Genomic DNA, 26,952 nt, shown 5'->3' with positions numbered 1-26,952 from the left:
TCCTTCTACATAAGTGCCTTCAAAAAACAGCAGAATTATTTCAATTTCTGCTTGATGATCGTAATCACCTGAGTCATTTGTTTTTTGAGTGCATCAATTTCCGCTTGCATTTTCGCCATTTGCACAGTCATCGCCTGAATTTCGGCGGCGCCCCCTCCCGAAGTGGGTGCAGCGGCGGCGGCTGGGGCTTCCGGCACTGGTTTCTTTTTGGCCAGTACCATCGCCGATTTGATCGCCTCGGTTAGCTGCTTCTTCTCAAACGGTTTGGCGATGAATGCAAAAAAATGCTTCTCAAAGGGTTTCGGAATTTTTTCCATCACCTCTTCTTCGCGGCCCGACATGATCACCAAAGGTATCTTAGAAAGCTCAGGATGGGCTTGCACTTTTTGATACACTTCCCAACCGCTGACTTTGGGCAGTAGGAAATCTAACATAATTAGATTTGGCCGGGCTTGACGGATCAGTTTGAGTCCCTCTTCGCCGTCTTTTGCTTCTAGAACTTCAAAGTTACCCTGCGGCAACATCTCTCGGACTCGGACGCGGATGACTTTACTGTCATCGATTACCAAGATTTTTTGACCAGCCACGACTGACTCCTTCAGTAATGAATGAGTGATGATTTGCAACCTTCAGTATATCCCTAACAGAATTCTACCCATAATTCTGGGCGAGTTTAGTTTTGTTGCACCTCGGCGCGATTCTGATTTCGGGTGGTACTCCTACAAGTTCAGGGGCTTGGATTTCGGATACGATCGAAGGAATTAACTCAATCGCCACTTAATTTTATGTCGCCCCAAACTCCTAAAACTCCTACTGTCAAAGCAGTTGCCGCCCAAATGCGGGGTGAAATCGAGGCGATGCCGGAGTGGTTGCGTAGGCCCGTTGGCAAAGCTAGCGAACTTTCCCAAGTGCAAAAAATTATCAAACAGCGGCAAATTCACACGATTTGTGAGGAGGGGAGATGTCCCAACCGGGGCGAGTGCTACGCGCAAAAAACGGCGACTTTTTTGTTGATGGGGCAAACTTGCACCCGCGCTTGTGCTTTTTGTCAAGTAGATAAAGGTCATTCTCCGATGCCGCTAGACCCGGAGGAACCGCAAAAGGTGGCCGAGGCTGTGCAGTTGTTGGGTTTGCGCTATGCGGTGCTGACTTCGGTGGCGAGGGATGATTTGCCGGATGGGGGTGCGGGCTGGTTTGCCAGGACGATCGCCCAAATCCGCATTCTCAACCCGCATACTGAAGTTGAGGTACTGACGCCAGATTTTTGGGGGGGAACAGGTAGGGGCGGTGCCCCCGTGCCCGCCCTCCCCGTGCCCGCCCTCCCCGTGCCCGCCCCCGACGGGGAGAATTCCGGCCTCGATGAGTTGCAGCGACAGCGGATTCGCACGGTGGTGGAGGCTAAACCTGCTTGTTACAACCACAATATTGAGACGGTGCGTCGGTTGCAAGGGCCGGTGCGGAGGGGGGCCAAGTACGATCGCTCGATCGACGTTCTGCGTATTGTTAAGCAATATGACCCAACTATTCCCACAAAATCCGGTTTGATGTTGGGGCACGGGGAAACCGAAGCTGAGATAGTCGAAGCGATGATTGATTTGCGGGACGCCAAGTGCGATCGGCTCACCCTCGGTCAATACATGAGACCATCTCTAGAGCACCTCCCAGTGCGTAAATACTGGACGCCGGCCGAATTTGACCGTTTCGGGTCGATCGCGCGGGAGATGGGGTTTGAGCGCGTGCGATCGGGGCCTCTAGTCCGAAGTTCCTACCACGCCGGAGAGAGCGATTGAAACTAATTTGAATTCAACTCGGTATCAACTCCTTGTTACAAAAAATAACTCTAGAGGATTGTGCATAAGTGCGACGCTCTCTGCTATTTGTAAATAGAGTGACATTATCAATTAGGAGCTTTACCTATGGCAGAGATAGCGAAGAACCAATTAAAATCCGAGTCCGTGATGAAAACGGGCAAATTCCCTTACACATTTCGCGCAGGCTGGTTTCTGTTGCTGTTAGCCATCAATTTTGTGGTTGCAGCCTTTTATTTCCATATCATTGAATAGTTCTGCAAGTTAACTTTTAGCAGACCCTGCTGTTCTCGACCTCAACGTCGGAGAATGGCAGAGAGGGAGAGGGGAAGAGTTTGGAGTTGTGAGTAGGGGAGAATATGACTTCATTCTTCTAACGAATGACTACTGACTTTTTCCCTCTTCCTTCTGACTCCTGACTCCTGAATCCCGACTTTTGCTCAATAATTCATCCGTGTATCCGTGTCAAAATCCGTGTCGTGCCTTCCTTCTTCCTTCTTCCTTCTCTAGCGATTTCTCGACGCTTCTAGCTTTGACAAGCGCTCTTGAATTTTAATAACATCTTGCTTAGTTTCAATTGCCAAAGTTGCTAAATTGTCAAACATCGGGTCTCCCGACAGCGTTCGAGGATTTGTCCGACCAGAACCGGAAGGAGACGGAGGCCGGTTAACTCTAGAACCTTGGTTCTGCAAGCTGTAGATTTGTCCCCTGAGTTCAGAAATTTGCCTTTCTAATTGAGTAATGCGAAACTCTAATTGAGTTGTGGATTGAGCGGGCGTGACAATTGGCGCAACAGCAATTGCTAAGGCGCAAGCCAGACATAAAAGACAGATTGTTACGGCGCGATGGCGAATATTTTTCGGCATAGCTTTAATAATTTAAATTATACCAGTTCTACGATAACAAATCGCCGAGATTTTTTGCCTCTATCAGAAGTAGGTCTTATGGCAACTAGGAACGTAGCTATTTTAATGTTCGAGGATGTCGAGGTACTGGACTTTGCAGGCCCTTTTGAAGTGTTTTCGGTGACATCAGAATTAAGTAAGGGCGAGCGACCTTTTGCAGTCTCTACCGTAGCCGAACATCCCGGTGCTGTCAACACCCGCAATGGTTTGAGCGTAAATCCCGACTGCACCATTTCCGATTGTCCGCCACCGGATATTTTAATTGTACCGGGAGGACAAGGTACGAGAAAGTTAATCGATAATTCAGCACTTATTAATTGGATAAAAGATTGTGCGCGAACAGCAGAATTAGTGCTTTCTGTCTGTACGGGTTCGCTGCTTTTGGCAAAAGCTGGTTTGTTGGAAGGTTTGGAAGCAACTACACACCATCAAGCATTGGATTTATTGAGAGAATTAGCTCCCAACACAACTATTATCGAAAATCAGCGATTTGTAGATAACGGCAAAATCATCACTTCTGGGGGAATTGCTGCGGGAATTGATATGTCTTTGCACGTTGTCGGCAAACTTTTGGGTACAGCACAAGCTGAACAAACAGCAGATCACATGGAGTATAAAATTGGAATGGGTAATTGGAAATCCAGTTAATTACACATTTTATTTGTACGAACACGGCATGAGTTCTTAGTGTCAATTTAAGTTTCAAATCCTTTGTATCTCTCGTTTATAGCCGAAATTCGATCCCCCTAAATCCCCCTTAAGAAGGGGGACTTAGACGCTCTTGTTCCCCCCTTCTTAAGGGGGGTTAGGGGGGAGCGAGAGGCTTATTAGATGGACAAAAGACTGGTAAATTTGGACGTTAACTTAACACCTATGGGCATTGCCGTGTCCATACCCCTAGCTAATCAAGCATCTTCGCCCCAAACTTTTAGTTGTAAATAGACTAATATCAAAGCTATAGCCATCAGGAAAGTTGCCGCTGCGGCTGCATAGCCAAAATCAAATTGCGAAAAAGCTTGCTCGTAAATATAATAAACTAGCAAATTAGTAGAGTTCAAAGGCCCGCCGCCGGTGATGACGTAAACTTGCTCGAAACTCCGCAGAGTAAAAATAGCAGTAGTGACGGTAGCAAATACTAAAGTCGGTCGCAAACCGGGTAAAGTGATGTACAAAAATTGCTGCCAAGCATTAGCTCCATCCAATTCTGCGGCTTCGTAACGATTTACCGGAATTGCTTGTAATCCTGCTAAAAATACTACCATATTAAAGCCTAATTGTTTCCAAACACTGAGCAGAATGATCACTGGCATTGCCCAAACTGTGCTACTCAGCCAAGGAATTGGATTTAAGCCGATCGCCATTAACACACTATTCACCGGGCCTTCGGTTTGAAACAACCACCGCCAACCCAAGCCAACTGCAACTAGAGAGGTAATCGAAGGAATAAAATAAGCGGTGCGGAGAGCTCCTCGCCAAGCAAACGAGCGATTTAGCAAAACTGCTAAGCCCAATGGAATCACTAAACTGGGAATGACTGTTGCAGTAGTAAAATAGAGCGTATTTTGGAGAATTTGCCAGAAATCCGGGTTTGTGACTAGACGCCAGTAGTTGTTGAAGCCAATCCAACGCAATCCCGACTGAGTAAAGCTGCCGCTGGTAAAGCTGAGGTAAAATAAATAGGCGATCGGCCAAATCAAAAAAGTACCCAGAAACAGCAAAGCTGGGGCCAGAAAAGTCCAAGCTGCGATCGCATCATTATCCAACCAGTTAAAACGCCCAAATTTAATCCGAACCATTGGCTTGTAAATTTTAGCTTTTAGTTTTAAATGGTATCACAATATAGGTCAATGTCACAATGAACCTTCTCGATATATTAGCTAATTTACCGACTATAGAAACAGAAAGGCTCCTGCTCCGAAAAATTACCTTAAACGATGCCAGCGATATGTTTGAGTATGCCTCCAATCCTGAAGTATCACAATACACATTGTGGTCAACTCACACATCGCTAGAAGACACTAAATACTTTCTTAGGTCACTTACTAAAATGTACAAAAGACGAGAGCTGGTAGATTGGGGAATCGTCCACAAAGCCGAGAAAAAATTTATCGGAACTTGCGGATTTGTGGAATGGAGCATGACGCACAGCCGCGCGGAAATTGGCTACGCACTTTCTAGGAGGTATTGGGGAGAAGGATACATGAGCGAGGCTGTTAATGCAGTGATTGAATTCGGCTTTCGGGAGATGTTGCTGAATCGAATTATGGCTCGATGTGAAGTTAACAATATTGCTTCCGCTCGCGTGATGGAAAAAGTGGGGATGCAATTGGAAGGGGTATTGCGACAGCACCTATTTGTGAAAGACAGATATTGGGATCTAAAACTTTATTCGATTCTCAGGGAAGAGTTTTTTGAGAATATTGTAGAATAGGGTTGAATCAGTAAGTGACAAAATAAAATATACTTAGGACTGAGCCAATATCTCGATGTAGAGTGCGACCAAGCACACCTTACCCTTTACCTCTATAGTAGAATACGAGTGAATAGTTTTTATCTTTATGACCAAGAATTTCTTGATGGTACAAGCCCCTGGATTTATCCGTGGAATCAATCCAAAATCTAAAATCTAAAATCCTCACGCCCCCGAATTTATCCGTGGGGCCAATCCAAAATCTAAAATCTAAAATCTAAAATCGAATGACCGCTAATCCAGTATCTGTTAATTCCAATGCCTGCCTGATTTCTCCTGAGATTGGCAAAAGTTCTATCGCTCCGGCTCATCCTCCATTAAAATTAGGAGTTTTAGCATCAGGAAGCGGCAGCAACTTCGAGGTAATTGCCCAAGCCATCCAAAACCAAGAACTCAACGCTAAAATCCCAGTATTAATTTACAATAACCCCGAAGCAAAAGCCGCAGCCAGAGCCGAAAAATACGGCATTCCCTCGATTCTGCTCAATCACCGCGACTGCAAAAGCCGCGAAGAATTAGATACAAAAATTGTCAAAACTTTTCAAGAATATGATGTAGAATGGGTAGTGATGGCGGGTTGGATGCGAATTGTTACCAAAGTTTTGTTTGATGCTTTTCCCGATCGCGTTATTAACATTCACCCCAGCTTACTGCCAAGTTTCCCAGGAATTCGCGCCGTCGAGCAAGCACTGGCCGCTAAGGTTAAAATCACCGGATGTACGGTGCATATTGCCCGTTTAGAAGTAGACAGCGGGCCGATTTTAATGCAGGCTGCGGTGCCCGTATTGCCTGAAGATACCGCAGAAACGCTGCACGCGAGAATTCAGGTGCAAGAGCACAAGATTATGCTCGGTGCGATCGCACTTATTGCTGAATCTAATCAAAAAGATTGTGACTAAAAACCTTACCAGTGCCGCATCTATCCCCGAATTGCCCGTCAGCGAATCACCCGAAACAGGCCCGCCGCTGACAGACTCCAATCGCCTGAAATTAATTCTCAAAGAAAGGCTCAAAAAAAGCATCGGCCTCAAGGGAGAATTCTATCTGCCTTGCTTGCCATCGATGCTAGACGACTATCTTAAATTACTGTCAGACTTCTTAAACATTCTCGGACAAAACATCGACGCTGCCCAAACCGAAAACTTGCGAACATTAATCGCCAATGCCTTAGCAGAAGGATTCAAAAATTCCCCCCACGCTAATCTAATAGTCTCCTATTTTCCCGCCAATTCCCAAACCGGTTTAGCCGGCGGCATTACTCTGAATACCAAGATTCAAGTCGAATCAATGGCCCAGAAATATCATAGCTGGCCGGATATTCGCCCCGAACCTTTATTCGGCAGCCATCCCGATGCCAAAGTCATCGCCATTGCCGCCGAATTAGGCGAACCGGGAAAAGCACCTATTTTAGATGTTGGTGCGGGCCCAGGGCGCAATAGTCTGCCTTTAGCAAGGTTAGGTCATTCTGTGGATGCGATCGAACTAACACCGATATTTGCCGAGAAACTATCATCCGCAGCAACCGCCGAAAACTTGCCGATAAATGTCACCCAAGGCGACGTTTTAGACCCATTACTGAGGATGAAAACTTATCGCTACAAATTAGCGATTGCTACCGAAGTTCTCTCTCACTTCCGCTACCCCGAACAAATTCGTCTTTTCCTCGGCAAAATGTCAGATGCCGTGTTAAGTGGCGGGTTTATCTTATTCAGTGCTTTCTTAGCAGTAGATGGGTACGAACCCGACGAGATGGCAAAACAAATGTCTGAATTGTGTTGGTCTTATCTGATTACCAGACAAGAATTGCAAGCAGCAATAGAGGGTTTGCCGTTAGAAATTATTTCTGATGAATCTGTGATTGAATACGAACAAAAACATTTGCCTGAGTCGGCGTGGCCGCCGACACCTTGGTTTGTCAGTTGGGCGACGGGGCGCGATTTATTCTCGGTGCAACAAACACCGCCGTTAGAGTTGCGGTGGATACTTGTTAAACGCTTGTAAAGAGCTGTTTCTTTTATCTGGGCTTATATCATCTCCGGTAGCATCGGAATTAGGTAATGCGAGCGGGGATCACGCGATTTCATCCAAATATATGATTCCGATGCCACCGGAAACGATATTACCGATCGGTCAAATTATTCAACCTGCAAATTACAAAATCCTTCGGTATCTTTTCCTGTTCTAAACGAATTGTTTGCTTGCATAAATCAGCAAATAAATCATGCTCCTCCGGTGTCAGGTAAAGTAAGTTAGCAACCTTGCACAATGTTCCCGGCACAGCAGATTCCTGAAATGTATCGAAAGTTTCTCGATCCATCATAACAGAAATTGTTTGATCAAAATAAGACCTTAACTGCGAAAGAATCTGGAACCCTTGGGCATCCAAATCGCCCCAGTAAATTATTTGGCAATGCCTTAGCCACTCAACATCTTTTAAAATAGCTACATTAAACCCCTTTCCCCACAGCGCAAAGCTGTTGTTTAAATCAGGTAAGGTGCGAAAATTCATCAGATTCTCAGTAATAATAAAGCGGTATCCTTGAAGATTGCGACTTTCAAAATCAGAAATGAGTATGCTCATCTGGGAGGTGCTAATGCCATGCTTCACCTGTAGGTTTCGATCCAAAGCTCTGATAGTTACCGATGGCTCAGCATATCGCAAACCAAATCGCTTTTCAAAATCATTTTCTTCTTGATTTATAGCATCATCTGGCAGGATAGCTGACAGCAATTCATTTAGAATACCTTTATTTTGTTCGATGAACTTAGTGTGAACATTTATCGGTAGTTCGCGAAGATAAAGCTGAGGTTTGGGATGGTTCTGAAAATACAAGCATGCAGGCAATAAATTCTCCCATTTCCCTAAGTGATTGATTACTTTTTGAGGATTTTGATTGAGCCAGATATTCAAATCAGGAATTTCCTTTCTAATCCTTGCTACAACTTGTTTAAAATCAGCAAATTCAGGTTCCTTATTCAGGAATTTGAGATAATCTGTCTCTGTTTCAAATGTAATTCGGGATGGTAAAGACTGGAGATCAAATTTGCGAGTTTTCCGCTGGATCAGCTCAACTTGATACCCGTAGCCAACGAACTTTTTTGAGCCTTTCAGAAGTTGCTGTACAGCATCTCTTAGCTTCAGGTAGTCGTCGGGAATTTTGCCAGCGGGAAAATCTCGCGGGAAAAAAGGTTCTCCCTGGAGCAAGGATTGCAGGAAGGGAATATATAGTCGATCGGCTTTTTTTCTGATTTCTTCGGGGGTAATCATCAACAGACGCAGTTAATTTGAAGCAATTTGTCCGAGAGGCTGTTTGTCTACGGACATATTATAAACCTTGGAGTCGTTCTCTTCAATACTGTTTTCAACATAGTAACCAGCTCCTGCATAATGCTCAAGAACTTGAATTTTGTCTTTGGGCGTCACTACCAGAAGCTGAAGATTTAATTGTTTAAATAAATCCATCGCATACCTTGCATTTGTTTCATCTGACTTGCTAAAAGCTTCATCAATCACCACAAAACGAAATGATTGAGATTTAGTTTCATCCTGTACTAATCCAAATTGATAGGCAATAGCTGACGCTAGAATAGTGTAAGCTAATTTAGCCTTTTGCCCGCCCGATTTTCCAGAAGAGTCCGAGTGATATTCCCTCTCCGTATCGTCGGCTTTATTCTTGACGCTGACTGAGAAATTGAGCCAATTACGCACATCGGTGACTCTTGCTGTCCACTTCTCATCTGACTGGAGGCGATCGATCAGCTCTTTAATTTTTTTAAAGCTAGCTTCGTCAGCTTCCGAAGTTCGCTCCACCCCTACATCAGCATAGCACAAACCTTTTTTTAAGAGATTTTTAAATTCCTTAATTTGGTTTTCTCCGTTGGCATCCCATTGGACTTGTATATAAGTCAAGGGTGTATATTCAATCATTTTTAAGGATTGATTGAGATCGTAAATATTGTCTTTAATGTCACTTTCCCATTCTTCTAAAGTATCTTTAAAATTATAAATAGCGCTATTAATTTTCTCATCAAGCAGTTTTTTAAACCTTTGTTCCTGTGTGGGTAAATCATCTCGTTCGATTTTTTCTAGCATTCCCTTGAACTCAGGGATAAATTCTACTGATGCGTCAACATTTGCAGTTTCTGCGGGATAGTCCCCCTTGTAACTACTCATCTTTTTTTCAATGCTGTTTCGCAGAGAATTTAACTTGTTGTTGGCGTCGCTTATTTGAGTTTGGTAAGACTCCTTTACTTGATATTTCAAACTATCAATGTTATCGAGGGTCAGAATTTGATTGCTGAAACTCTCTTCAATATCAGGAGTATAAGTCTGAATCTCTTGGGATGTCGATAAACTTGAGCATTTTTCGCATTCAGCGCTCTGTTTTTGGTAATGCTCGATATCGCGATCGAGAAGAGCCATTTCTCCGTTGGCTTTAGTTTTAGCTGCTTCGTTGTTCTGAATGTCGGCGCTGACATCAGCTAGTTTTCTCTTCAACTCCTCTAAACGATCGCAATTACCCTCTAACTCTTCTTTTTCCTCTACTAGCGTTTGCTTCTCGATCGCGCGCGGTTTCCAGTCGATCGCAGAAAAATCATCGAATCCCAATAACTGTTCTAGCAGATTCTTGTGCCTGTTGCGCTCTTTTTGTTGTGTTTCAATATCCTGTATAGCTTTTTCTACTCGACTAAGCTCTGCTTTACGCTCATTCAATTCAGCTTCACAATCCTTTATTCTCTTAGAATTATCCCACCCCAAAATAGATCTTCTTTTGTTGTCATTGATGGAATGGTGATCGTCTTTTTCATGTCTATTACCCTTCTTAATCAAGCCATTTTTTGTAATCGCATAATTTTCCCGATCGAAGCGATCTAAATCTTGACAACAGATGCAGCTACCATAATTTTTTGATACTTCACTAGCCAGCCAAGCAGTATATTTAGTATCAGATTTAATCTCCAATTTGTTAAACAAGGAATTATCATCTAAGTTTTTGGAGACCAAATCTAAATTTTTATTGTCAACTTTCTGATAAACGACGCGGCCATGCAGGTTAGTGCGATCGACATGTTTATTGAATTGATGGTAGTATTTTTCAGGAACTAAGAGTTGCAGTCCAAAGTTGTGCAGCAGTTTTTCGATCGCCCCTTCCCATTCTTGGCGCTCTCCATCCTTTACCTTCAGCAGTTCGCCCACAAAAGGAATTTCCGCCTCAGCAATTCCCAAATATTTTAATATCTTTTCTCTGATTCGCAAATTGTCAGCAGGAATCTGATTTTTTCGCTGTCTTAAAGATTGCAGTTCTTGATTTAACTCAGTGCAACTATCTTTAACTTGCTTCTCATTATTTTTTTTGTCGTCGCGTTGGGTTTTTAATTCTTCCAGTTCAACATCAACACCTGATTGAGTTTCCCTTGCTTGGATTATAGAACTATTAAATGTATCCAGGTCACTGTAAGTTGGAAATCCTATACCTTTAGCAATTCCATCGTATTTTTCGGCTGCTTGTCGATGATTAGCTATTTGACTGTCTAAAAACTTAATTTCCCGTTCTAAGTCTTTGATTTTCCGTCCGGTTTCATCATTTTCTATAGCGACTGTCAAGTCTTTCTCTTGCTGTCGGAAGCCTTCTAAAAGTCGGCTTATTTCTGATAAATTATGGCTGATTTGAGTATGTTCCTGTTGTTTTTCTGCAATAGCTTTCTGCAACAAACCTATTTTACGCTGAGCAAAATAGGCAGGAACAATTGGCCATACTTTATTTAAATCATCCAGAGTATATTTGACATTTTCGTAACTTTCAGACTCAGCGATTAGCGGTTTCAAAACCTCTAGCTGTTTCTTGGCTTTCTGCATTGCTTCATGGGAAGAGGTTAAATTTTCATAATACTCAATCAGCTCTTTTATTGTATTTTCAACATTAGTTTTTTCCAGCATATGACCGCGCACAAAGTCATTTAATTTGCCAATTTCTTTGATACTGACAGTCTGATTGAATAAATCGAAAGCTTTTTCCGATTCCACACCAAAAATTTTACGAAATCTTTTGCTGTAGTCAGCAAATGTGTGAAATTGTTCAATTTTTACTTTCGGGAAAGATGCCAACTGCTTTTTTAACTCTGGTAAAGTTTTAAAGTCATTGAAATGTTCGGCGATACTCAGTTCGCCGTGGGCAACCAGAAACAACTTTTCAACTCCCTCTTTTACATACAAAACCTGAGCCAGAGTGACGTTCTGTTTGTATCCTTCGTTATAAAAATAAGCGAGTAAAACTGAATAATCATCTTTGGTACGCAGGTACTGCAGTTTAGACTTGTAGTCATCTTCAGCTTTAATTGTGCTGTAGGCTCCGAGTACATATGTCCTTTCGTCTCGCTCTCGCTTTCCTGAACCTGAAGCTAAGTTATAATTCCGCTTTCCATTCGGGACTAATAGTGTCAGTAGTGCGTCAACCAAAGTCGATTTACCGGAACCATTGGCCCCGGTGAGGAAGGAAGTTTTACCGTAGGGTGCGATCGTACCCTGCTTAAAAGTTCCCCAGTTTAATACTTCCAGCCGATGCAAGCGATATCCAGCTTTGGAATTGTCACTCTCAAATTCAAGCATTAGATTTGTCATAAGCTTCTAACCCTTTTTTGATATCCGTCAATGTTTCAGCGGGAATTTTAGCTTTGAGGATGCGGCGAATCTCATATTCGCCTTCTTTATTCTTTAACTCTTTCAAAAAGTGCAACTTGACAACTCGATTGATCGATTCGTCAAATTTTTTCAAAAGCTTTGGGTCATCAGTTTGCTCTGGAAAAAACGGACGCATCAAATCGTGAATTTGATGTTTAGACACAATGCAGCGATCCGAATCAGAGGTGCTGTTATTAAACTCTAGCAATTTCTCGCGTAATAAAACACATAGTACCGTAACTTCGTAGCTCAGGGGAACTCTCTTAACCAGCCTGGGCACTTTCTTTGCTTCCTCGTCGCCATCGTCACCATCTGGCTGCTGTAAAAAAGCATATCCTTCCGCTTCATCTAAATAAAGTCTCAGCCCAATTTTTCCAAAGTATTCTCTGACGTTTTTTTCATTCTTCAATAGCTCACCCCAATCATCCTTATCTTCATCTTCATACAGGATACCCTGTAGTAATTTGATGAGTGCTGGTGCGTAGGATGCGATAATCTCGTTTGTCATCATGAATTTGCTGTGTTTATCTTTTAAAAATAACTTGTGGGAGTGTCAGGTGCAGGATGTTCTGCTTGTCAAAGGAACTTGCCGTAATGCGATCGCTCGCTGAGTCATCGATCGCGTGTTTTGTGTCTTGAGAGGCGATCGCCAAATAAGCAACTACTTCAGACAAACCCTTTTCCACCGGATACTTCTCAATTACTTCAGCTAGCGTTACCCAATCTTTGCCCTCCAATGTTGCTGCAATCTGCCGCTTCAATACTTCCTCATCCACATAACAATAATTTCGCAAAGCATCAATTTGTTCCCTCGGTAGATCAACAGTTGCTTTGCTCAAATTGTAGTTTTTAAAATTCCGATTTTCTGTTGGTTTACCCAACGGTCTTTCCATCAGCAGTTGCACTTCCGGGTCGCCTTCTATCCAAATAAATTCCTCATTTTTGGGAGGATTATCGATCGCCACAAGTGCTAAATTTTTAATCTCTTTAATCAGTTCAATTACTCGTTTGTTCTCGGCGATATGCTGTTCGACCAGCATTTTTCGCAACTGTTCGGCAAGACGATAATTAGATTTAATAATTTTGTCGCTAGCTTGAATCAGACTGCGTTTAATTCTTCGGAGTATGGGATTTTTTTGACCCAAATCTTGAAGTTCTGGCAAGCCATATACCCCATTAATCAGTTGTTCCAATTCTTCCTGTTTAGAAGGATTTCTCAGAAAATCTTGGAAGGCATAGAAGCTGCGCCCCTGATCGGATTTCCTAATGTCTTCATCCCCCTCAATTACCTGTGCCACAACTAACCCCTTTCCCCCCTCCTCTTTTAGCTGTGCCTTTTTCACTTTGTCCGTGATTTCTTTAAAATTTTGCTCGACATCTCCAAAATCAGCAAGGAGTCGGCGGGCCACATCATTAGCTTTTAGAAACCACTCTTTGAGCTTAGATTCGCTGTAGCGTTCAACCTCACCAGTTTGTTTGATTGTGTCGATTTCTTTCTGAATGGCTGCTTTTTGTTTTTCTAATTCGTCTAAACGCGCTGCTGGATCTTCTGTACTTTTGGTGACAATTTCTTTGAGAAGGGAAAATATCTCTAAAAACTGTGATTCAGTGCCAATAAACTCTCTCCTCTTCAAATCTTCCAGCCAACCAATCGCCCGATTAGTACCCGGTGTAAGTTCAAAAACCGGATCGTCATTCTTCGTCTGATAATATTTCTTCAAGAACTGATGATCGCTGTTGCACCAAGTATCCAGGTAAGTCTGTGCTTTCCCACGATATAGTTCCGGTCGATCTTCGCACAGCTTCTCCAAATAATTTTCAAGTTTTTCTACCAGTTGTGATTGGGAAACCGTAATCCGATTTGAAGACTTGAACTCGCGATACAAAAAACTGATAATTAAAGGTGCGTTGTCAGTTCTTAAAAGTTTGAGGCTAGGCTCGTTTTTTAAATCATCTTCTATTTGGTTATGTTTCATATGCCCAGCGTTAAATTATAGATTTAATTGTCGTCCGATTAGCATTTAACCCTTGGCAAATATGAATTATGAATGGTGAATATGTTTTTTTCACCATTCATAACTCATACACTCTTAAAATTTAAACCTCGGATGCCCGCAATTGTCCGCAGGCTGCATCTGCTTCTAAGCCGCGAGAATACCGCACGCTAACTGCAATTTTCTTTTCCTTCAAAGTCGCAACGAAACTGTTAATTCGATTGGGAGTAGGTCGCTTATATTCAGCTTCCTGAATCGGATTGTAAGGAATCAAATTGACGTGACACTGAAAACCGCGCAAGTGAGTTGCTAACTCGGCTGCGTGTTCCGGTAAGTCATTCACACCTGCTAAAAGTACGTATTCAAAACTCAATCTACGCCCAGTCGATCGCACATATTCCCGACATTCTGCGATTAACTCACCCAAAGGATAAGGGCGGGCGCTAGGAATTAACTCTTCGCGCAATCTTTGATTGGAAGCGTGGAGGCTGACGGCGAGGGTAACTTGCAGTTGATGTTCGGCTAGTTGGCTGATGCGATTGCGAATTCCGACTGTGGAAATGGTGATGTTTCGCTGTCCAATTCCCACGTCTTGATTCAAACACTTGACAGCAGCTACCACATTATCGAAATTCAGCAGCGGTTCGCCCATTCCCATAAATACGATGTGGCTGACTCGGCGGCCAAAATCTTGCTGTACAGTCAAAACTTGATCGACGATTTCGTTTACTTCTAAATTGCGCTTGAAACCGCCTTTCCCGGTAGCGCAAAAGTCGCAGCCCATCGCGCAGCCAACTTGGGCTGAGACGCACACAGTCAGCCGTTTATCGGTGGGAATGCCGACAGTTTCAATGATTTGACCGTCTGCCAATTTTAAGAGATACTTTACCGTGGCGTCTGGTGCGACCGATCGATAGTGAATAGTCGATCGCCCGATCGGGATTTTAGCAACTGTCTCGCGCCACTGTTTCGAGAATACAGAAATGTCAGAGATCGATCGCGCACCTTTCTCATAAATCCACTGGTACAACTGCTTTCCGCGATAAGCCGGTTGTCCCTGCTGCTGCACCCACTCCGTTAACTCAGCTAAACTCGCGCCCAGCAAGGGCGGAATTTTACCCGACTCAACAGCCAAAGCAGCAGTCTTGCGAGACTGATTCGCACCCTTGGAATTACCAGAAGAGTACACCTGAGAAACGGAAGTAGGAGACATAGGTCATCAGAAAATTTAAAGCCACCCTCTATTTTAAAACTTCTCGGCCAAAGCTGCCGAGCGGTGACGAAATTGGCGAAAATAGACTTGGTAAATATTTTCTGGCACTTAACTTGATGAGGATGACAAGTGCTTGCGTAGCTTTCCGCATGGCAGCTCTATATACCTATACATTGCATAGGCTAATATAAAGCAAATCAGCATACTCATCACTCCTTGCAAAGGAACAGAAATTTGAGGTAAATAAAGAGAAACCGCTTCCAGTACAATACCGTGTACTAAATAAAGCGAGTAGGAAAGCAAACCAATAAACCGCATCCAACTCCAATTGAGAATTTGAAATACTCCCCAATCGGGAAAACGGATAGCAGCAGTAAAAAGACCATGTAGTGCAATACCTTGAATTGTGTAACGCAATGTAAGTTCATATTCAGGATAACGACATAGAAACGACAAAAGAAGTATAGTAATTCCTCCTGGTAGTACGAAATACTTCCACAGTCTATCCGAGCCATAGGGAGGATCTAATACTGGGTTGCCATGAACCGCTAATGCACAGCCAAACAATATACTATCTATTCTCGTATCTGATAAATGATAGATGCGATATTCATTTGCTCCCATGCCCAACACTAGAACACATCTCCAAATTAGAATAGCTAAGCAAATTCCCCAAAAAATTAACATTTGCCTTTTGGGACTCACACCCCTTTTGACTAAACTTATGTAGAGAAAAGGGAAAAGACAGTAGAAGTGTTCCTCCACCGCCAGAGACCAATATATATTAGTACCCGGAGGTATTCCCTCGCCACCAGCAAAAGTTTCATAATAGTTATAATAATGTAGAACCAGGCTTAAAAAACCTGGGAGTTGGATTTCCCCTTCAAGTACACCTATCAATGTCAAGAAAGCCCCTAGGAATAAGACTACATAAAAGCCCGGCCAAATTCGCACAATGCGTCGTAAATAAAAATGTTTTAAATTAATGAATTGGTTTTTTTCATATTCACGTCTCAGCAAAGTTGTGATCAAATATCCACTGAGAAAGAAAAATACTGTTACCCCAAAGCCTCCCGGGACAATTTTAGTAGCCCCTGCATGAGATAAAAAGACAATGACAAAAGCAATCGTCCTCATTCCGTCCAAGGAAGGAATGTAAAATTTGGATGGTGCCATGATAATTAAAAAAAATCTTTTTTTGATAATAGCATATTAACACCAATAGTTTTTGTATGTCCAGGCCCACTGGCTCTGATATTCCTGGACGCATTTCAAGGTAATTCTGTGATTCTGAGTGTACCCCTTCAGTGCGTCGTGCCACGTCAACAAGGTTGCAATAACAAAAATCTCGACAATAAGGTTAATTTTTGGGGAATTTTGCCAAAAATTGCATCTAAATGACCGCAGCCACCTAAAATAAACTCTGTAGTTTGTTCAATGGTATGCAAATTTGACAGCTTTCCAACACAATTAATGCAACTTTTATGGTGCTAAATATTCTTGCTCTGCCCTTAGCGTTTCAATTTACATCGCCGGGCCCAATTATCTTTGAACTTGGCCCCGTAGCCATCCGCTGGTACGGGCTGTTGATAGCTTCGGCCGTCTTGATTGGGGTCAGTCTGTCCCAATACTTAGCTCAAAAACGCCGCGTCAACCCGGAATTATTGGGTGATTTGGCAATTTGGCTGGTTTTGGGCGCTATTCCCTGTGCTCGAATTTATTACGTGGCTTTCGAGTGGCAGCAATACGCCCAGAGGCCTGAAGATATTATTGCGATTTGGAAAGGCGGAATTGCCATTCACGGGGCGATTTTGGGTGGCACGATCGCAGCTTTAATTTTTGCGAAAATTCAGCGAGTTTCTTTTTGGCAATTGGCAGATTTAATCGCGCCTTCGGCAATTCTCGGTCAGGCGATCGGACGCTGGGGAAATTTCTTTAACTCCGAAGCTTTTGGCAGTCCTACGGATTTGCCTTGGAAACTCTATATTCCGCCAAACAGTCGCCCGCCCGCCTACGCTAATTTTGAATACTTCCACCCCACATTTCTCTACGAATCCCTGTGGAATTTGACAGTATTTGGGTTGCTTCTGACTTTATTTTTTCGCGATTTGCAGGGCAAAATCCGCTTGAAAACTGGTGCTTTATTTTTGGTTTATATCGCAGCTTACAGTTCCGGTAGAGTCTGGATTGAAGGGTTGCGGACTGATAGTTTGATGTTCGGGCCGCTGCGGACGGCACAGATGGTAAGCTTGACTGGGATTGTTTTAGGGTTGGGCGGGTTAGCTTGGCTTTATTTGCTCGATCGACCTTTACCCGATGTTGTCTCCCCCAATAGCGATCGGGCAAAGATCACTCAGAAATCCCCAGAGGATCAATAAAAAACCCCAGAGAGGTTAGTCTCTAGGGTTCAAAACCAGGGTGCATCTACCATCTCTTACTTCCAACCAAAATAGGTACATCCGGAAGCGTCCGTAAATTTAGCAAATTTTTTAGCAGCCATGAGTTTGACAGAGATTAAATCCCTAATTCCAGGGGTATACATTGTAGGTGCAGGCCCGGGAGACCCGGATTTGTTGACTGTTAAGGCTCAAAAATTACTGGCTGCAGCCGATGTCATATTATTTGCTGACTCGCTAGTCCCAGAGCAAATTTTGCAGGGGGTGCGCGCAGATGCTGAAGTTATTCAAACTGCGGATAAGACCCTCGAAGAGATTGTACCTTTGATGGTGCAACGAGTGCAGGCCGGTAAAAGCGTCGTCCGCCTCCATTCCGGCGATCCCTGTCTCTACGGGGCTGTTGGCGAACAAATGCAAGCTTTGGCTTCAGAGGGAATTGCTTTTGAGGTAATTCCGGGAATTAGCGCTTTCCAACTTGCAGCGGCTAAACTTAAAATTGAGTTGACAGTTCCGGGAGTTGTGCAGACAATTATTTTGACGCGAATTAGCGGCAGAACCGAAGTACCGGAACGCGAAGAATTGGCGAGTTTAGCGGCTCATCAAGCGAGTTTGTGCCTGTATTTGAGTGCCCGCCATGTCGAAAAAGCTCAAGCTAAATTGATGGAACATTACCCATCTGATTTGCCGGTAGCGATTTGTTATCGGTTGGGCTGGCCAGATGAAAAAATTGTGCTAGTTCCCCTTGACAAAATGGCAGTTGCTACCCGCGAAAATAATTTGCTCAGAACGACAATGTATGTGATTAGTCCGGCGTTGGGAAAATCAGCACAAGGGCGATCGCGCTTGTACCATCCAGATCACGATCGGCTTTTCCGTCAGTAGTCAGTTGGCAGTTGGCAGTTGGCAGTTGCAATGCCCAATTCCCAATGCCCAATGCCCAATGCCCAATGCCCCATTCCCCATTCCCCATTCCCCATTCCCGATGAAAGATTTAACTCGCAGACAATTTATCATTGTCACCGCATTAAGCGCCGGATTTACCTTAGCAGTTCATCCTATTGCGGCTGCCGTTATCAATACGGATGCTGCTGGTTTAGTTGCCGGTGAGGTAAAAATTCCCGTAAAAGACGGCTCAATTCCAGCCTACAGAGCAATGCCAGCCAGCGGCAGCAATTTTCCAGTAATTTTAGTAATTCAAGAAATCTTCGGAGTTCACGCGCACCTTCAAGATATTTGCCGCCGTTTGGCAAAATTAGGTTATTTAGCGATCGCCCCAGAAATGTTTGCCCGTCAAGGTGATGTTTCTAAAATGACCGACATTCAAGAAATTAGGAGTAAAGTTGTCTCGAAAGTTCCTGACGAGCAAGTTATGTCCGATTTAGATGCAACCGTAGATTGGGCACAAAAGTCAGGAAAAGGCAATATTAATAAGTTGGGAATTACAGGATTTTGCTGGGGTGGCAGAATTGTTTGGCTGTACTCTTCCCATAACCCGAAAGTCAAAGCTGGAGTGGCTTGGTACGGGCGTTTGGTTGGCGATTCTACGGCTTTAACTCCCAAACAGCCGATCGACATTGCAGCCAGTTTGAAAGTGCCTGTCTTGGGGCTTTACGGCGGCAAAGACGAGGGAATTCCCAACGATACAGTTGAGAAAATGCAGGAAGTTCTCAAAACTGGCAGCAGTGGTTCGGAAATTGTGCTTTATCCAGATGCGCCGCACGCTTTTAACGCCGACTATCGCCCCAGTTACCGGGAAAAAGAAGCTGAGGATGCTTGGAAACGGATGCAAGATTGGTTTAAAAAGTATGGAGTTTCTTGATAGTTGTGAGTTGTTAATTTTGACTTAAAACTGGTGTCAAGTTTGGGATCGAAAAAGGCAATATTAGCGAATAGCCCTGAAGACAGTTGGGTTTGTGGGCCCTCCAAAAGGTAAACTGGGCGATGTAGAATTATCGATCGAACAGGTAAGCCCGTGCTAGACGAACAAGCTAAAAAGACCATCTTGCGGAAAATCCCTCACGGATTGTACATCTGCGGTGTCAAAGACGGGGAGGAAGTCAACGGTTTCACCGCTAGCTGGGTGATGCAATCTTCCTTTACCCCTCCCTTAGTTGTCAACTGCGTCAAGCAAGACTCCAAATCCCACGCCATGATCAAAGCCAGCGGTGTCTTTGCTTTGAGTTTCCTAGAAGCGGGACAGAAAGAATTAGCCCAGAAATTCTTCAAGCAGCAGCGCCGCGTTGGCAATAAATTTGAGGATGTAGAATTTTATCCGGGCGCGGAAACTGGTTGTCCGATTATCTCGGATTCTCTGGGTTACATCGAGTGCAAAGTTGTCGGGGCTGTGGAACACGGGGATCACACGGTTTATGTGGGAGAAGTTTTGGCAGCCGGCGTCCACCGAGAAGGCAATCCGTTGCTGCTAGAAAGCACCGGTTGGAATTACGGCGGCTAAAGACCTCTGGCAGTTGGCAACTGGCAGTTGTCAGTTGTCAGTTGTCAGTTGTTAAGGGAGGCGAGTTAAAATTAATAAAAAATCGGCGACAATTTTGTCGGCATTTTCTTCGGTCAAAATTGGTACGTGTACGAAAATACATTTGGTGCTAAGTTGAGAATCTGCAAGGTGTTTTAAAACTGCATAATACAGGGCTTCGCAAACAAATTTTCCGGCTTCGTGACTGATTTCTGTTGCAGCTAAATCAGCGACTAGCGGTTCGAGATTAACTGCGGTTTTCAGAATGTCGCTATCGCAGCAAGCGCAGGATTCTACGGTTAATTTTTGCCGACTTTCGGCCATGCCGCAGCAGATAATAGTGTCGGGTTGGAGTTGGTTGATTTGGGCGATCGCCAAATTCGGTGCTAGCTGGAAATCTACTGGCAGTTTCCTCAAAAAAATCAGGGAATCAGGCAAAGATTTTCTCTGGGAAATCTTGGCTAATAAGTCGTCCGAAGAGTTGGATTGCTGATGTGGAAGCCAAGTATCAAATGAGGTTAGCAGGATTTTGGTTGTCATAAATGATGGGGGATTGTTAACTGTTAACTGTTAACTGTTGACTGTTGACTGTTGACTGTTGACTAATGACTAATGACTAATGACTAATTGTATGCAATAATACTGATATTGATAATATAAGGCAAGTAAGTCAATGTCTGTCATTGCAGTAGTGGACTATGACATGGGCAATCTGCACTCGGTCTGTAAAGGCTTGGAAAATGTGGGTGCAGTGCCAAAAATTACAGATTCTCCTGCTATAATCGAGCAGGCTGATGCGGTGGTTTTGCCGGGAGTTGGTTCGTTTGACCCGGCAATGCAGAATTTACGATCGCGCAATTTGATAGAACCGATAAAAAGGGCGATCGCATCGGGAAAACCTTTTTTAGGCATTTGTTTGGGTTTGCAAATTCTGTTTGAAAGTTCCGAAGAAGGCGTAGAACCGGGATTGGGCGTTATTGCCGGAAAAGTGCGCCGATTTCGCTCGGAACCTGGTTTGACAATTCCCCACATGGGATGGAATCAATTGGAATTTCCTGGGCCGGATTTGCCGCTGTGGGAAAATTTACCGTCTGATCCTTGGGTTTATTTCGTGCATTCTTATTATGTCGATCCAGTTGATTTGGAAGTGCGATCGGCAATTGTGACTCACGGTAGTCAAAACGTGACGGCGGCTATAGCTAAAGACAATTTGATGGCCGTGCAGTTTCACCCGGAAAAGTCTTCGAGTACGGGATTGCAAATGCTGTCAAATTTTGTCAGTCTGGTGAGGGAAAAAGTACCTGCTTAGGTGGCATGAGTCTTAAAAAACCCGGTAGATTGCCGAAACCGGGTTTGACATTTTTAAAAGTCTTCTTCCTTATTGCCTCTTCCTGAAATCCGTTACATCTGATATGTTGCACCATTCTCAATTACTTGTTTAGGAACAGGCTTTTCGGCCTGTTCCACAAGAAAATTCACTCTTTGTGGAACGGGCCGAAAAGCCTGTTCTTGAGAATGGTGCAAGATGTGAGTTACATCCGTTACATCCGTTACAAAATCCGTTGCCGAACTTCCTTCTTCCTAAATGACTTTAAGAATCAGTGGCAATCGCCAAATCAAAACCCTGCCGGGACTCGCAACTCGCCCTACACCTTCGCGAGTCAGAGAAGCTTTATTTAATATTTGGCAAGGGACGATCGCACATTGCAGATGGCTTGACATTTGTACCGGCAGCGGTTCGATGGGTGCAGAAGCTTTGTGTCGTCAAGCCGCGAGTGTCACAGGCATCGAACAGTCGGCGAAAGCTTGTGCGATTATCCGCGAAAACTGGGAGCAAGTAGCAGACTCATCCCAAACATTCCAAATACTGCGGGGAAACGCGACGGCGAAATTGGCAACACTAGCGGGGCAGCAGTTCGATCGCATTTACTTCGATCCGCCCTACGCCAGCGACTTGTACGAACCTGTGTTAAACACGATCGCCAGCCAAGAAATGCTAGCACTCCTCGGCGAAATCGCGATCGAACACAGCCCGGAGCGATCGATACAACCGATTTCCGGCCTAGAAATTTGCCGCCATAAAATATACGGCAATACAGCATTAACCTTCTACACACGCAGTGGCTGACAGCCTCAAACAGCAGCAGCCTCACTCCTCGACGCAGAAAGAAACCCGGTTTCATGGCGTTGGCGCGCCCCGGTACTAAAAGTTTTTCCCTTGGATACAATACAAATTTTTCCGATGAAGTTAAGCTTTGGGCGTAGGTTGTCAGAGCAAGTTGCCAAAGCAATCGACGAAATAAATGGAGTTTAGGCTGAAAATAAAGACTTTCAGTTGTAACATGAACCCAAAGTGTGAGTGTGAATATTCCTAAAGGAGTGAATATGGTTCAGACACCTTCGCGCCCTCGTGGCAGCGAGTTTCCGGCTGCTAACTCGGTACAGCCAGTCAAACGCGATACGATTCTGCTGGGAGATAGCCTCCCCCTGCCCAATACCAAACTCTTCGGCACAGACGGCATTCGCGGGAAAGTTGGAGAATTGCTGAATGCACCCCTAGCCCTGCAAGTGGGCTTCTGGGCTGGACAAGTTCTACGGCAACATTCCCCCAACCAGGGCCCTGTGATTTTGGGACAAGACAGCAGGAATTCCAGCGATATGCTGGCAATGGCACTGTCAGCGGGTTTGACGGCCGCCGGTTTGGAAGTGTGGAATTTGGGATTGTGTCCCACTCCCTGCGTTGCTTATCTGGCAAGCGTTTCGGAGTCGGTCGGCGGAGTGATGATTTCGGCTTCTCACAATCCCCCAGAAGACAACGGCATTAAATTTTTCGGCTCAAACGGATCGAAGCTGTCGCAGCAGTTGCAGGAACAAATCGAAGCGGGAATCCGAGGGGCAAAGGTTCCAATTTCTAGCTTGGGTTGGGGACACCACTACCATCGGTCTGAGTTGGTTAAAGATTATGCCACTTCGCTCTGTGATTCGCTGCAACAGATGAATTTGGAGGGAATGCGGATAGTTTTGGATTTGGCTTGGGGGGCGGCCGCGGGTTTGGCGCCGGCGGTGTTCGCGCAAATGGGGGCGGATGTTATCTGTTTGCACGACTCTCCTGATGGCGATCGTATTAATGTTAACTGCGGTTCTACTCATCTCGACAGTTTGCAAGCGGCTGTTTTGGAACACAATGCCGATTTGGGCTTTGCTTTTGACGGCGATGCCGATCGAGTTTTGTGTGTTGACAACCAAGGGCGAACGATTGACGGCGATTACATTCTTTATCTGTGGGGCCGGCAGTTGCGCGACTCCGAACAGTTACCATCCAATTTAATTATTTCTACTGTAATGGCTAACCTCGGCTTCGAGCGAGCTTGGGAAGAATTGGGGGGCAAACTAACTAGAACAAACGTGGGAGATCAGTACGTTCACGCTGAAATGCAGCGCACTGGTGCGATGTTGGGCGGCGAACAGTCTGGACACATTCTTTGTCCGCATTATGGTGTCAGCGGCGACGGTTTGCTGACAGCTTTGCATTTGGCTTCGCTGGTGCGCCAGTCCGGGGAATCTTTGGCACAATTGGTAAGTGGCAGTTTCCAAACTTATCCGCAGTTGTTGCGAAATATTCGGGTGGACGATCGCGAAAAACGCCTGAAATGGCACGAGTGCGAGGCAATGCAAAGTGCGATCGATCGTGCTACAACAGCAATGGGAGAACAGGGACGGGTTTTGGTTCGCGCTTCTGGCACTGAACCGCTAATCCGAGTTATGGTGGAAGCGGCCAGCGCCGAATTGGCTAATTTCTGGACTGAAAATTTAGTTTTAGCCGTTCAGCAACACATCGCTATCTGATGGAAATGGGGAAGTGCTAGAACTTTTGAATTTTGAGTTTTGAGTTTTGAGTTGAAATCTTTTAATTCAAAATTCATAAATCAAAATTTCTAACTATTAATTTCGAGTTTTAATCAACTTCTCCAAAAATAACGAGGGGGGCAGGCATCCTGCCTACCCTTAACTTTATTTTCACTCAATTGTGTGATGATGATTTCTGTTGTGATACCTACCTACAACCGCGAGCAACCTCTGCGAGAGACATTGGCTGATGCGATTAGGCAAAATTACCCGAATTTTGAAGTGCTGGTAATTGATCAAACTCGCACCCACGAATCGGAAACTCAAGTTTATTTAGAGGAATTGGCAAATGCTGGCCAAATTCGCTGGTTTAGAGTAGATTGGGCGAGTTTACCGGCGGCTCGAAATTATGCAGTGCGGCGCGCAGTTGGAGAAATTATTTTATTTATTGATGATGATGTACAATTGCCAGATGGTTTTTTGGCGGCTCACGCTGACAATTATTTAGAAAAACCCGATGTGGGATGTGTGGCGGGCAGGGTTTTTGACAGAATGAAACTCGATAATTCTGGAGGCGATTTGGCGATCGAATATTTGCCCTCAGAAGCTATGGATGCTGGCATTGCCTGGTATTTTATCGATTTGGTGCATACAGTCAAACCCCAGCAGGTGCTATCGGCTAGAGGCTGTAATATGTCTTTTCGCCGGCAGGTTTTTGCCGAATGCGGGCTGAGGTTTGACGAGCGGTTTGCAGGGAGTGCGGTGCGGGAGGAGTCGGATTTTTGTTTGAGATTGCGATCGACTGGCATGAAAATTTGGTACGATCCCAATGCCTGTTTAGTTCACTTGGGGGAAGAGAGCGGGGGCTGTCACGATGTCAGCACGCGATCGATCGAGTATCAAATCACATTTTATCACAACCATTTCCTCATGGGATTGAAAAATTTAACAGCCTTTCAATGCCTGCGATTTTTTGCCAAACTCTTTGACTGCCACGTTTTGGGAAATCCACCTTGTTATAAAAGCGCCTCGCCTATTAAAATTATAACTAGATTTGCTTTTTATATCCTGGGTTTTCTCAGTGCTATAAATACAGTAATTCAATCTCTGTGGAATGATGGACAAAGTTATAGCCATCAAGACAAGATTAATAATCAATAATTACCTATTCCCCATTCGCCCTTCCCAATAAATGAGAATTCTCGTGGCTAGTCACACCTATATTGTGGACATTAATCGGGAAAAATTCAAGATATTAGCCAACCTAGAACCCGATATTGAAGTAACAGTTGTAGTGCCGCAGCGTTGGAAACCGGGAGGCGTACAAAATAAAATTATAGAAACGCAATTTTATCAAAAAGGCTCATTTAAAGTAGTCCCCGTCTCCAACTTTAGTCAAAATAATCAAGGCTTGCTAACTTTTGGTACAGATTTAATTGAAGTTCTGCAGAAAATTAAACCGCAGATAATTCAAGTTGAACAAGGTTCAAAATCTATTGCTTGCGCTCAGTTGATTCTACTAAACAAACTGCTCAAAATGCAAGCCAAAAATATATTATTTACTTGGTGGAATTTGCCTTATCAATTAAATTGGCCGATTTCAGTCTTAGAAAATTACAATCTTCAGCACACCGACGGAATTATTGCAGGCAACCTAGATGGAGCTAAAATTTTGCGGCAGCGGGGCTATCAAGGTGCGGTAAAAGTAATGCCACAACTCGGAGTAGATGAAGCTTTGTTTCGCCACACTGGTAAAGACGCTGATTTATCGCGCAGGTTCGGTATTGAACAGACCGATTTTGTGGTAGGATTTGTAGGGCGATTTGTCGAAGAAAAAGGATTGTTGACTTTAGCTGAAGCCTTGGCAGGGTTGAAAAAAAATTCTTGGAAGTGGCTGTTAGTAGGACAAGGAAAATTGCGGACGCACCTCGCCGAAAAATGTATTGAATGGGGAATCAGCGACCGAATAATCTGGGTAGAAAGCGTTTCCCACGAAGAAATTCCCCCTTACATTAACTTAATGAACTGTTTGGTATTGCCCTCGCAAACCAGCTATAAATTCAAAACTTTGACCACTGTGGGCTGGAAAGAACAATTTGGTCACGTTTTAATTGAAGCGATGGCTTGTCACATTCCGGTTATTGGTTCCGACTGCGGGGAAATTCCCCACGTCATCGGCGATGCGGGCTTATTATTCCCCGAAGGAAATGCAGGGGTTTTGCGAGAGTGTTTGCAGAAATTAATGGAGCGGCGGGAGTTGGCGGCCGATTTGGGCGATCGGGGTTATCATAGAGCGATGAGCAATTATACTAATCAAGCTTTAGCTGAGCAGTTGTTGGAATTCTACAAAGAATTGTTGTAACTTTTAGCTATAATGCAAGTGTTAAATAATAACTTTGGTAAATGTCTATTCCTTCCGAGATACGCTCTTTGGTTGACGAGCTCTACCAGGTACTAGACGATAGCGAGCGCCAAGCAACGCAGGGACTTTTTGCACTTAGAAGAGCCATGTCTCTTTTTCCCCAGAATGAAATACTGATGCAATACTTTTCTTCCATCACCAATTTTCAATTCAACGTAGCAGGTACTCGCTTACAAGCAGAGCACATTGTGGGCAATGTATTGATGGCTGGTGTGCCGGATGAAGATGTTCAAAAAGCCGGAGATTATTTAGCAGCTTTGCTAAAGATGGCTCCCGAATCGAGAATTATGATTGACAAAGTAGTGGAGAGATTAGAAGCATTGCCATGAAACAATTACCTGATGAAAGCCTACTCCAGGAAATCCTGGAAATTGTGAAAGCTGCGGAAGCCAAAGCCAGTGAAATGTATGAATTTTCCAAGACAATGGCTCACAATACCCAAATTACAGCAACAAAAAGAGAGGAAGCTGAACAGCTAGACGGGCAGCCTTTTGCAGATAATTAAATTTGTAATGGGAGATGTTGGTATGTTGATTTAAATAACTATCCCTCATGCGGATTCTCCAAATTATCCCCTCAATTTCCCTCGTCTACGGCGGGCCGAGTCAAATGGTACTCAGACTTTCTGCGGCCCTCGCTTCCCAAGGCATTGATGTCACAATTATCACTACAGATTCTAACGGAGATATCGGTCAACTTCCTTTAGATGTTCCTTTAAATCAACCAATAAAACAAAGCGGTTATCA

27 protein-coding genes and 1 pseudogene are annotated in these 26,952 nt (G+C 44.1%); 18 read left to right on the top strand and 10 right to left on the bottom strand.

Annotated features, from left to right (window positions below; translation table 11 throughout):
• Positions 1–35: 35 nt before the first annotated feature.
• The gene (locus QUB11_RS22610; protein WP_333391770.1) at positions 36–587 is read right to left on the bottom strand and encodes a response regulator; all 552 of its coding nucleotides are present in this window, start codon (positions 585–587) and stop codon (positions 36–38) included.
• Positions 588–785: 198 nt separating this feature from the next.
• On the opposite strand from QUB11_RS22610, the gene QUB11_RS22605 reads away from it, so the two are divergent.
• A complete protein-coding gene (locus tag QUB11_RS22605; protein ID WP_333391768.1) occupies positions 786–1,790 on the top strand; it encodes a lipoyl synthase in 1,005 nt (334 codons plus the stop codon).
• Positions 1,791–1,916: 126 nt separating this feature from the next.
• A complete protein-coding gene (locus QUB11_RS22600) occupies positions 1,917–2,063 on the top strand; it encodes a photosystem I protein PsaX (RefSeq protein WP_333107338.1) in 147 nt (48 codons plus the stop codon).
• A gap of 251 nt (positions 2,064–2,314) precedes the next feature.
• On the opposite strand, the gene QUB11_RS22595 is transcribed toward QUB11_RS22600, so the two are convergent.
• Positions 2,315–2,674 (bottom strand): hypothetical protein, encoded by a 360-nt coding sequence (locus tag QUB11_RS22595; RefSeq protein WP_333202328.1) that lies wholly within the window; start codon positions 2,672–2,674, stop codon positions 2,315–2,317.
• A gap of 78 nt (positions 2,675–2,752) precedes the next feature.
• Here QUB11_RS22595 and QUB11_RS22590 point away from each other — a divergent pair, with 78 nt between their 5' ends.
• Positions 2,753–3,361 (top strand): DJ-1/PfpI family protein, encoded by a 609-nt coding sequence (locus QUB11_RS22590; RefSeq protein ID WP_333202326.1) that lies wholly within the window; start codon positions 2,753–2,755, stop codon positions 3,359–3,361.
• A 257-nt stretch (positions 3,362–3,618) separates the two neighbouring features.
• Here QUB11_RS22590 and QUB11_RS22585 read toward each other — a convergent pair whose 3' ends face one another.
• Positions 3,619–4,509, bottom strand: a complete 891-nt coding sequence (locus QUB11_RS22585; protein WP_333202324.1) for a sugar ABC transporter permease — start codon at positions 4,507–4,509, stop codon at positions 3,619–3,621.
• Between the two features lie 59 nt (positions 4,510–4,568).
• Here QUB11_RS22585 and QUB11_RS22580 point away from each other — a divergent pair, with 59 nt between their 5' ends.
• The 3 genes from QUB11_RS22580 (at position 4,569) to QUB11_RS22570 (ending at position 7,184) form a co-directional block, all read left to right on the top strand.
• Positions 4,569–5,144, top strand: a complete 576-nt coding sequence (locus tag QUB11_RS22580) for a GNAT family protein (RefSeq protein WP_333202322.1) — start codon at positions 4,569–4,571, stop codon at positions 5,142–5,144.
• Between the two features lie 266 nt (positions 5,145–5,410).
• Entirely contained in the window at positions 5,411–6,082 is a 672-nt protein-coding gene (gene purN, locus QUB11_RS22575) for a phosphoribosylglycinamide formyltransferase (RefSeq protein ID WP_333202320.1), read from the top strand.
• The gene (locus QUB11_RS22570; protein ID WP_333202318.1) at positions 6,075–7,184 is read left to right on the top strand and encodes a class I SAM-dependent methyltransferase; all 1,110 of its coding nucleotides are present in this window, start codon (positions 6,075–6,077) and stop codon (positions 7,182–7,184) included. Before purN ends, QUB11_RS22570 begins: the two co-directional genes overlap by 8 nt.
• A gap of 118 nt (positions 7,185–7,302) precedes the next feature.
• Here the strand turns inward: QUB11_RS22570 and QUB11_RS22565 are convergent, their stop codons facing one another.
• The 6 genes from QUB11_RS22565 to QUB11_RS22540 form a co-directional block, all read right to left on the bottom strand.
• Complete coding sequence (locus QUB11_RS22565) at positions 7,303–8,451, bottom strand: Wadjet anti-phage system protein JetD domain-containing protein (RefSeq protein WP_333202316.1); 1,149 nt, start codon at positions 8,449–8,451, stop codon at positions 7,303–7,305.
• Positions 8,452–8,463: 12 nt separating this feature from the next.
• Positions 8,464–11,802, bottom strand: coding sequence for an SbcC/MukB-like Walker B domain-containing protein (locus QUB11_RS22560; RefSeq protein WP_333202313.1), 3,339 nt, complete (start codon positions 11,800–11,802; stop codon positions 8,464–8,466).
• Positions 11,783–12,373, bottom strand: a complete 591-nt coding sequence (locus QUB11_RS22555; RefSeq protein WP_333202311.1) for a DUF4194 domain-containing protein — start codon at positions 12,371–12,373, stop codon at positions 11,783–11,785. Before QUB11_RS22555 ends, QUB11_RS22560 begins: the two co-directional genes overlap by 20 nt.
• A gap of 13 nt (positions 12,374–12,386) precedes the next feature.
• Positions 12,387–13,838, bottom strand: coding sequence for a DUF3375 domain-containing protein (locus QUB11_RS22550; RefSeq protein WP_333202309.1), 1,452 nt, complete (start codon positions 13,836–13,838; stop codon positions 12,387–12,389).
• A 121-nt stretch (positions 13,839–13,959) separates the two neighbouring features.
• The gene (rlmN, locus tag QUB11_RS22545; protein ID WP_333202307.1) at positions 13,960–15,069 is read right to left on the bottom strand and encodes a 23S rRNA (adenine(2503)-C(2))-methyltransferase RlmN; all 1,110 of its coding nucleotides are present in this window, start codon (positions 15,067–15,069) and stop codon (positions 13,960–13,962) included.
• A gap of 108 nt (positions 15,070–15,177) precedes the next feature.
• On the bottom strand, positions 15,178–16,245 hold the full coding sequence (locus QUB11_RS22540; RefSeq protein WP_333202305.1) for an acyltransferase: 1,068 nt from the start codon (positions 16,243–16,245) through the stop codon (positions 15,178–15,180).
• A gap of 308 nt (positions 16,246–16,553) precedes the next feature.
• Here QUB11_RS22540 and lgt point away from each other — a divergent pair, with 308 nt between their 5' ends.
• The 4 genes from lgt to QUB11_RS22520 all read left to right on the top strand — a co-directional run bounded on the left by lgt (position 16,554) and on the right by QUB11_RS22520 (position 19,920).
• Entirely contained in the window at positions 16,554–17,447 is an 894-nt protein-coding gene (gene lgt, locus QUB11_RS22535; protein WP_333202303.1) for a prolipoprotein diacylglyceryl transferase, read from the top strand.
• Between the two features lie 120 nt (positions 17,448–17,567).
• The gene (gene cobM / locus QUB11_RS22530) at positions 17,568–18,347 is read left to right on the top strand and encodes a precorrin-4 C(11)-methyltransferase (RefSeq protein ID WP_333202301.1); all 780 of its coding nucleotides are present in this window, start codon (positions 17,568–17,570) and stop codon (positions 18,345–18,347) included.
• A 58-nt stretch (positions 18,348–18,405) separates the two neighbouring features.
• Positions 18,406–19,284 carry a dienelactone hydrolase family protein gene (locus tag QUB11_RS22525; protein WP_333256568.1) on the top strand — a complete coding sequence of 293 codons (879 nt, stop codon included), beginning with the start codon at positions 18,406–18,408 and terminating at the stop codon, positions 19,282–19,284.
• Positions 19,285–19,437: 153 nt separating this feature from the next.
• Positions 19,438–19,920: a flavin reductase family protein gene (locus QUB11_RS22520; RefSeq protein WP_333056840.1), complete on the top strand. Its 483-nt coding sequence runs from the start codon at positions 19,438–19,440 to the stop codon at positions 19,918–19,920.
• Positions 19,921–19,971: 51 nt separating this feature from the next.
• Here QUB11_RS22520 and QUB11_RS22515 read toward each other — a convergent pair whose 3' ends face one another.
• Positions 19,972–20,478: a pyroglutamyl-peptidase I family protein gene (locus tag QUB11_RS22515; protein WP_333202297.1), complete on the bottom strand. Its 507-nt coding sequence runs from the start codon at positions 20,476–20,478 to the stop codon at positions 19,972–19,974.
• A 133-nt stretch (positions 20,479–20,611) separates the two neighbouring features.
• Here QUB11_RS22515 and hisH point away from each other — a divergent pair, with 133 nt between their 5' ends.
• The 8 genes and pseudogenes from hisH to QUB11_RS22475 all read left to right on the top strand — a co-directional run.
• Positions 20,612–21,247: an imidazole glycerol phosphate synthase subunit HisH gene (gene hisH, locus QUB11_RS22510; protein ID WP_333202294.1), complete on the top strand. Its 636-nt coding sequence runs from the start codon at positions 20,612–20,614 to the stop codon at positions 21,245–21,247.
• Positions 21,248–21,523: 276 nt separating this feature from the next.
• Entirely contained in the window at positions 21,524–22,066 is a 543-nt protein-coding gene (gene rsmD, locus QUB11_RS22505; RefSeq protein ID WP_333202292.1) for a 16S rRNA (guanine(966)-N(2))-methyltransferase RsmD, read from the top strand.
• 257 nt (positions 22,067–22,323) lie between these two features.
• Complete coding sequence (gene glmM, locus QUB11_RS22500; protein WP_333202290.1) at positions 22,324–23,784, top strand: phosphoglucosamine mutase; 1,461 nt, start codon at positions 22,324–22,326, stop codon at positions 23,782–23,784.
• 186 nt (positions 23,785–23,970) lie between these two features.
• Entirely contained in the window at positions 23,971–24,945 is a 975-nt protein-coding gene (hpsN, locus tag QUB11_RS22495; RefSeq protein ID WP_333202288.1) for a hormogonium polysaccharide biosynthesis glycosyltransferase HpsN, read from the top strand.
• A gap of 31 nt (positions 24,946–24,976) precedes the next feature.
• On the top strand, positions 24,977–26,146 hold the full coding sequence (gene hpsO / locus QUB11_RS22490; protein WP_333202286.1) for a hormogonium polysaccharide biosynthesis glycosyltransferase HpsO: 1,170 nt from the start codon (positions 24,977–24,979) through the stop codon (positions 26,144–26,146).
• A 41-nt stretch (positions 26,147–26,187) separates the two neighbouring features.
• Positions 26,188–26,535, top strand: a complete 348-nt coding sequence (locus QUB11_RS22485; protein WP_333202284.1) for a hypothetical protein — start codon at positions 26,188–26,190, stop codon at positions 26,533–26,535.
• Complete coding sequence (locus QUB11_RS22480) at positions 26,532–26,711, top strand: hypothetical protein (RefSeq protein WP_333202283.1); 180 nt, start codon at positions 26,532–26,534, stop codon at positions 26,709–26,711. Before QUB11_RS22485 ends, QUB11_RS22480 begins: the two co-directional genes overlap by 4 nt.
• Positions 26,712–26,758: 47 nt before the next feature.
• Positions 26,759–26,952: pseudogene (locus tag QUB11_RS22475) on the top strand (hormogonium polysaccharide biosynthesis glycosyltransferase HpsP); the annotation flags it as partial.

This window comes from Microcoleus sp. B6-A1 (assembly GCF_036705085.1).
In the GTDB taxonomy this organism is placed as follows: domain Bacteria; phylum Cyanobacteriota; class Cyanobacteriia; order Cyanobacteriales; family Microcoleaceae; genus Microcoleus.
This window is presented reverse-complemented; position numbering and strand designations above follow the sequence as displayed.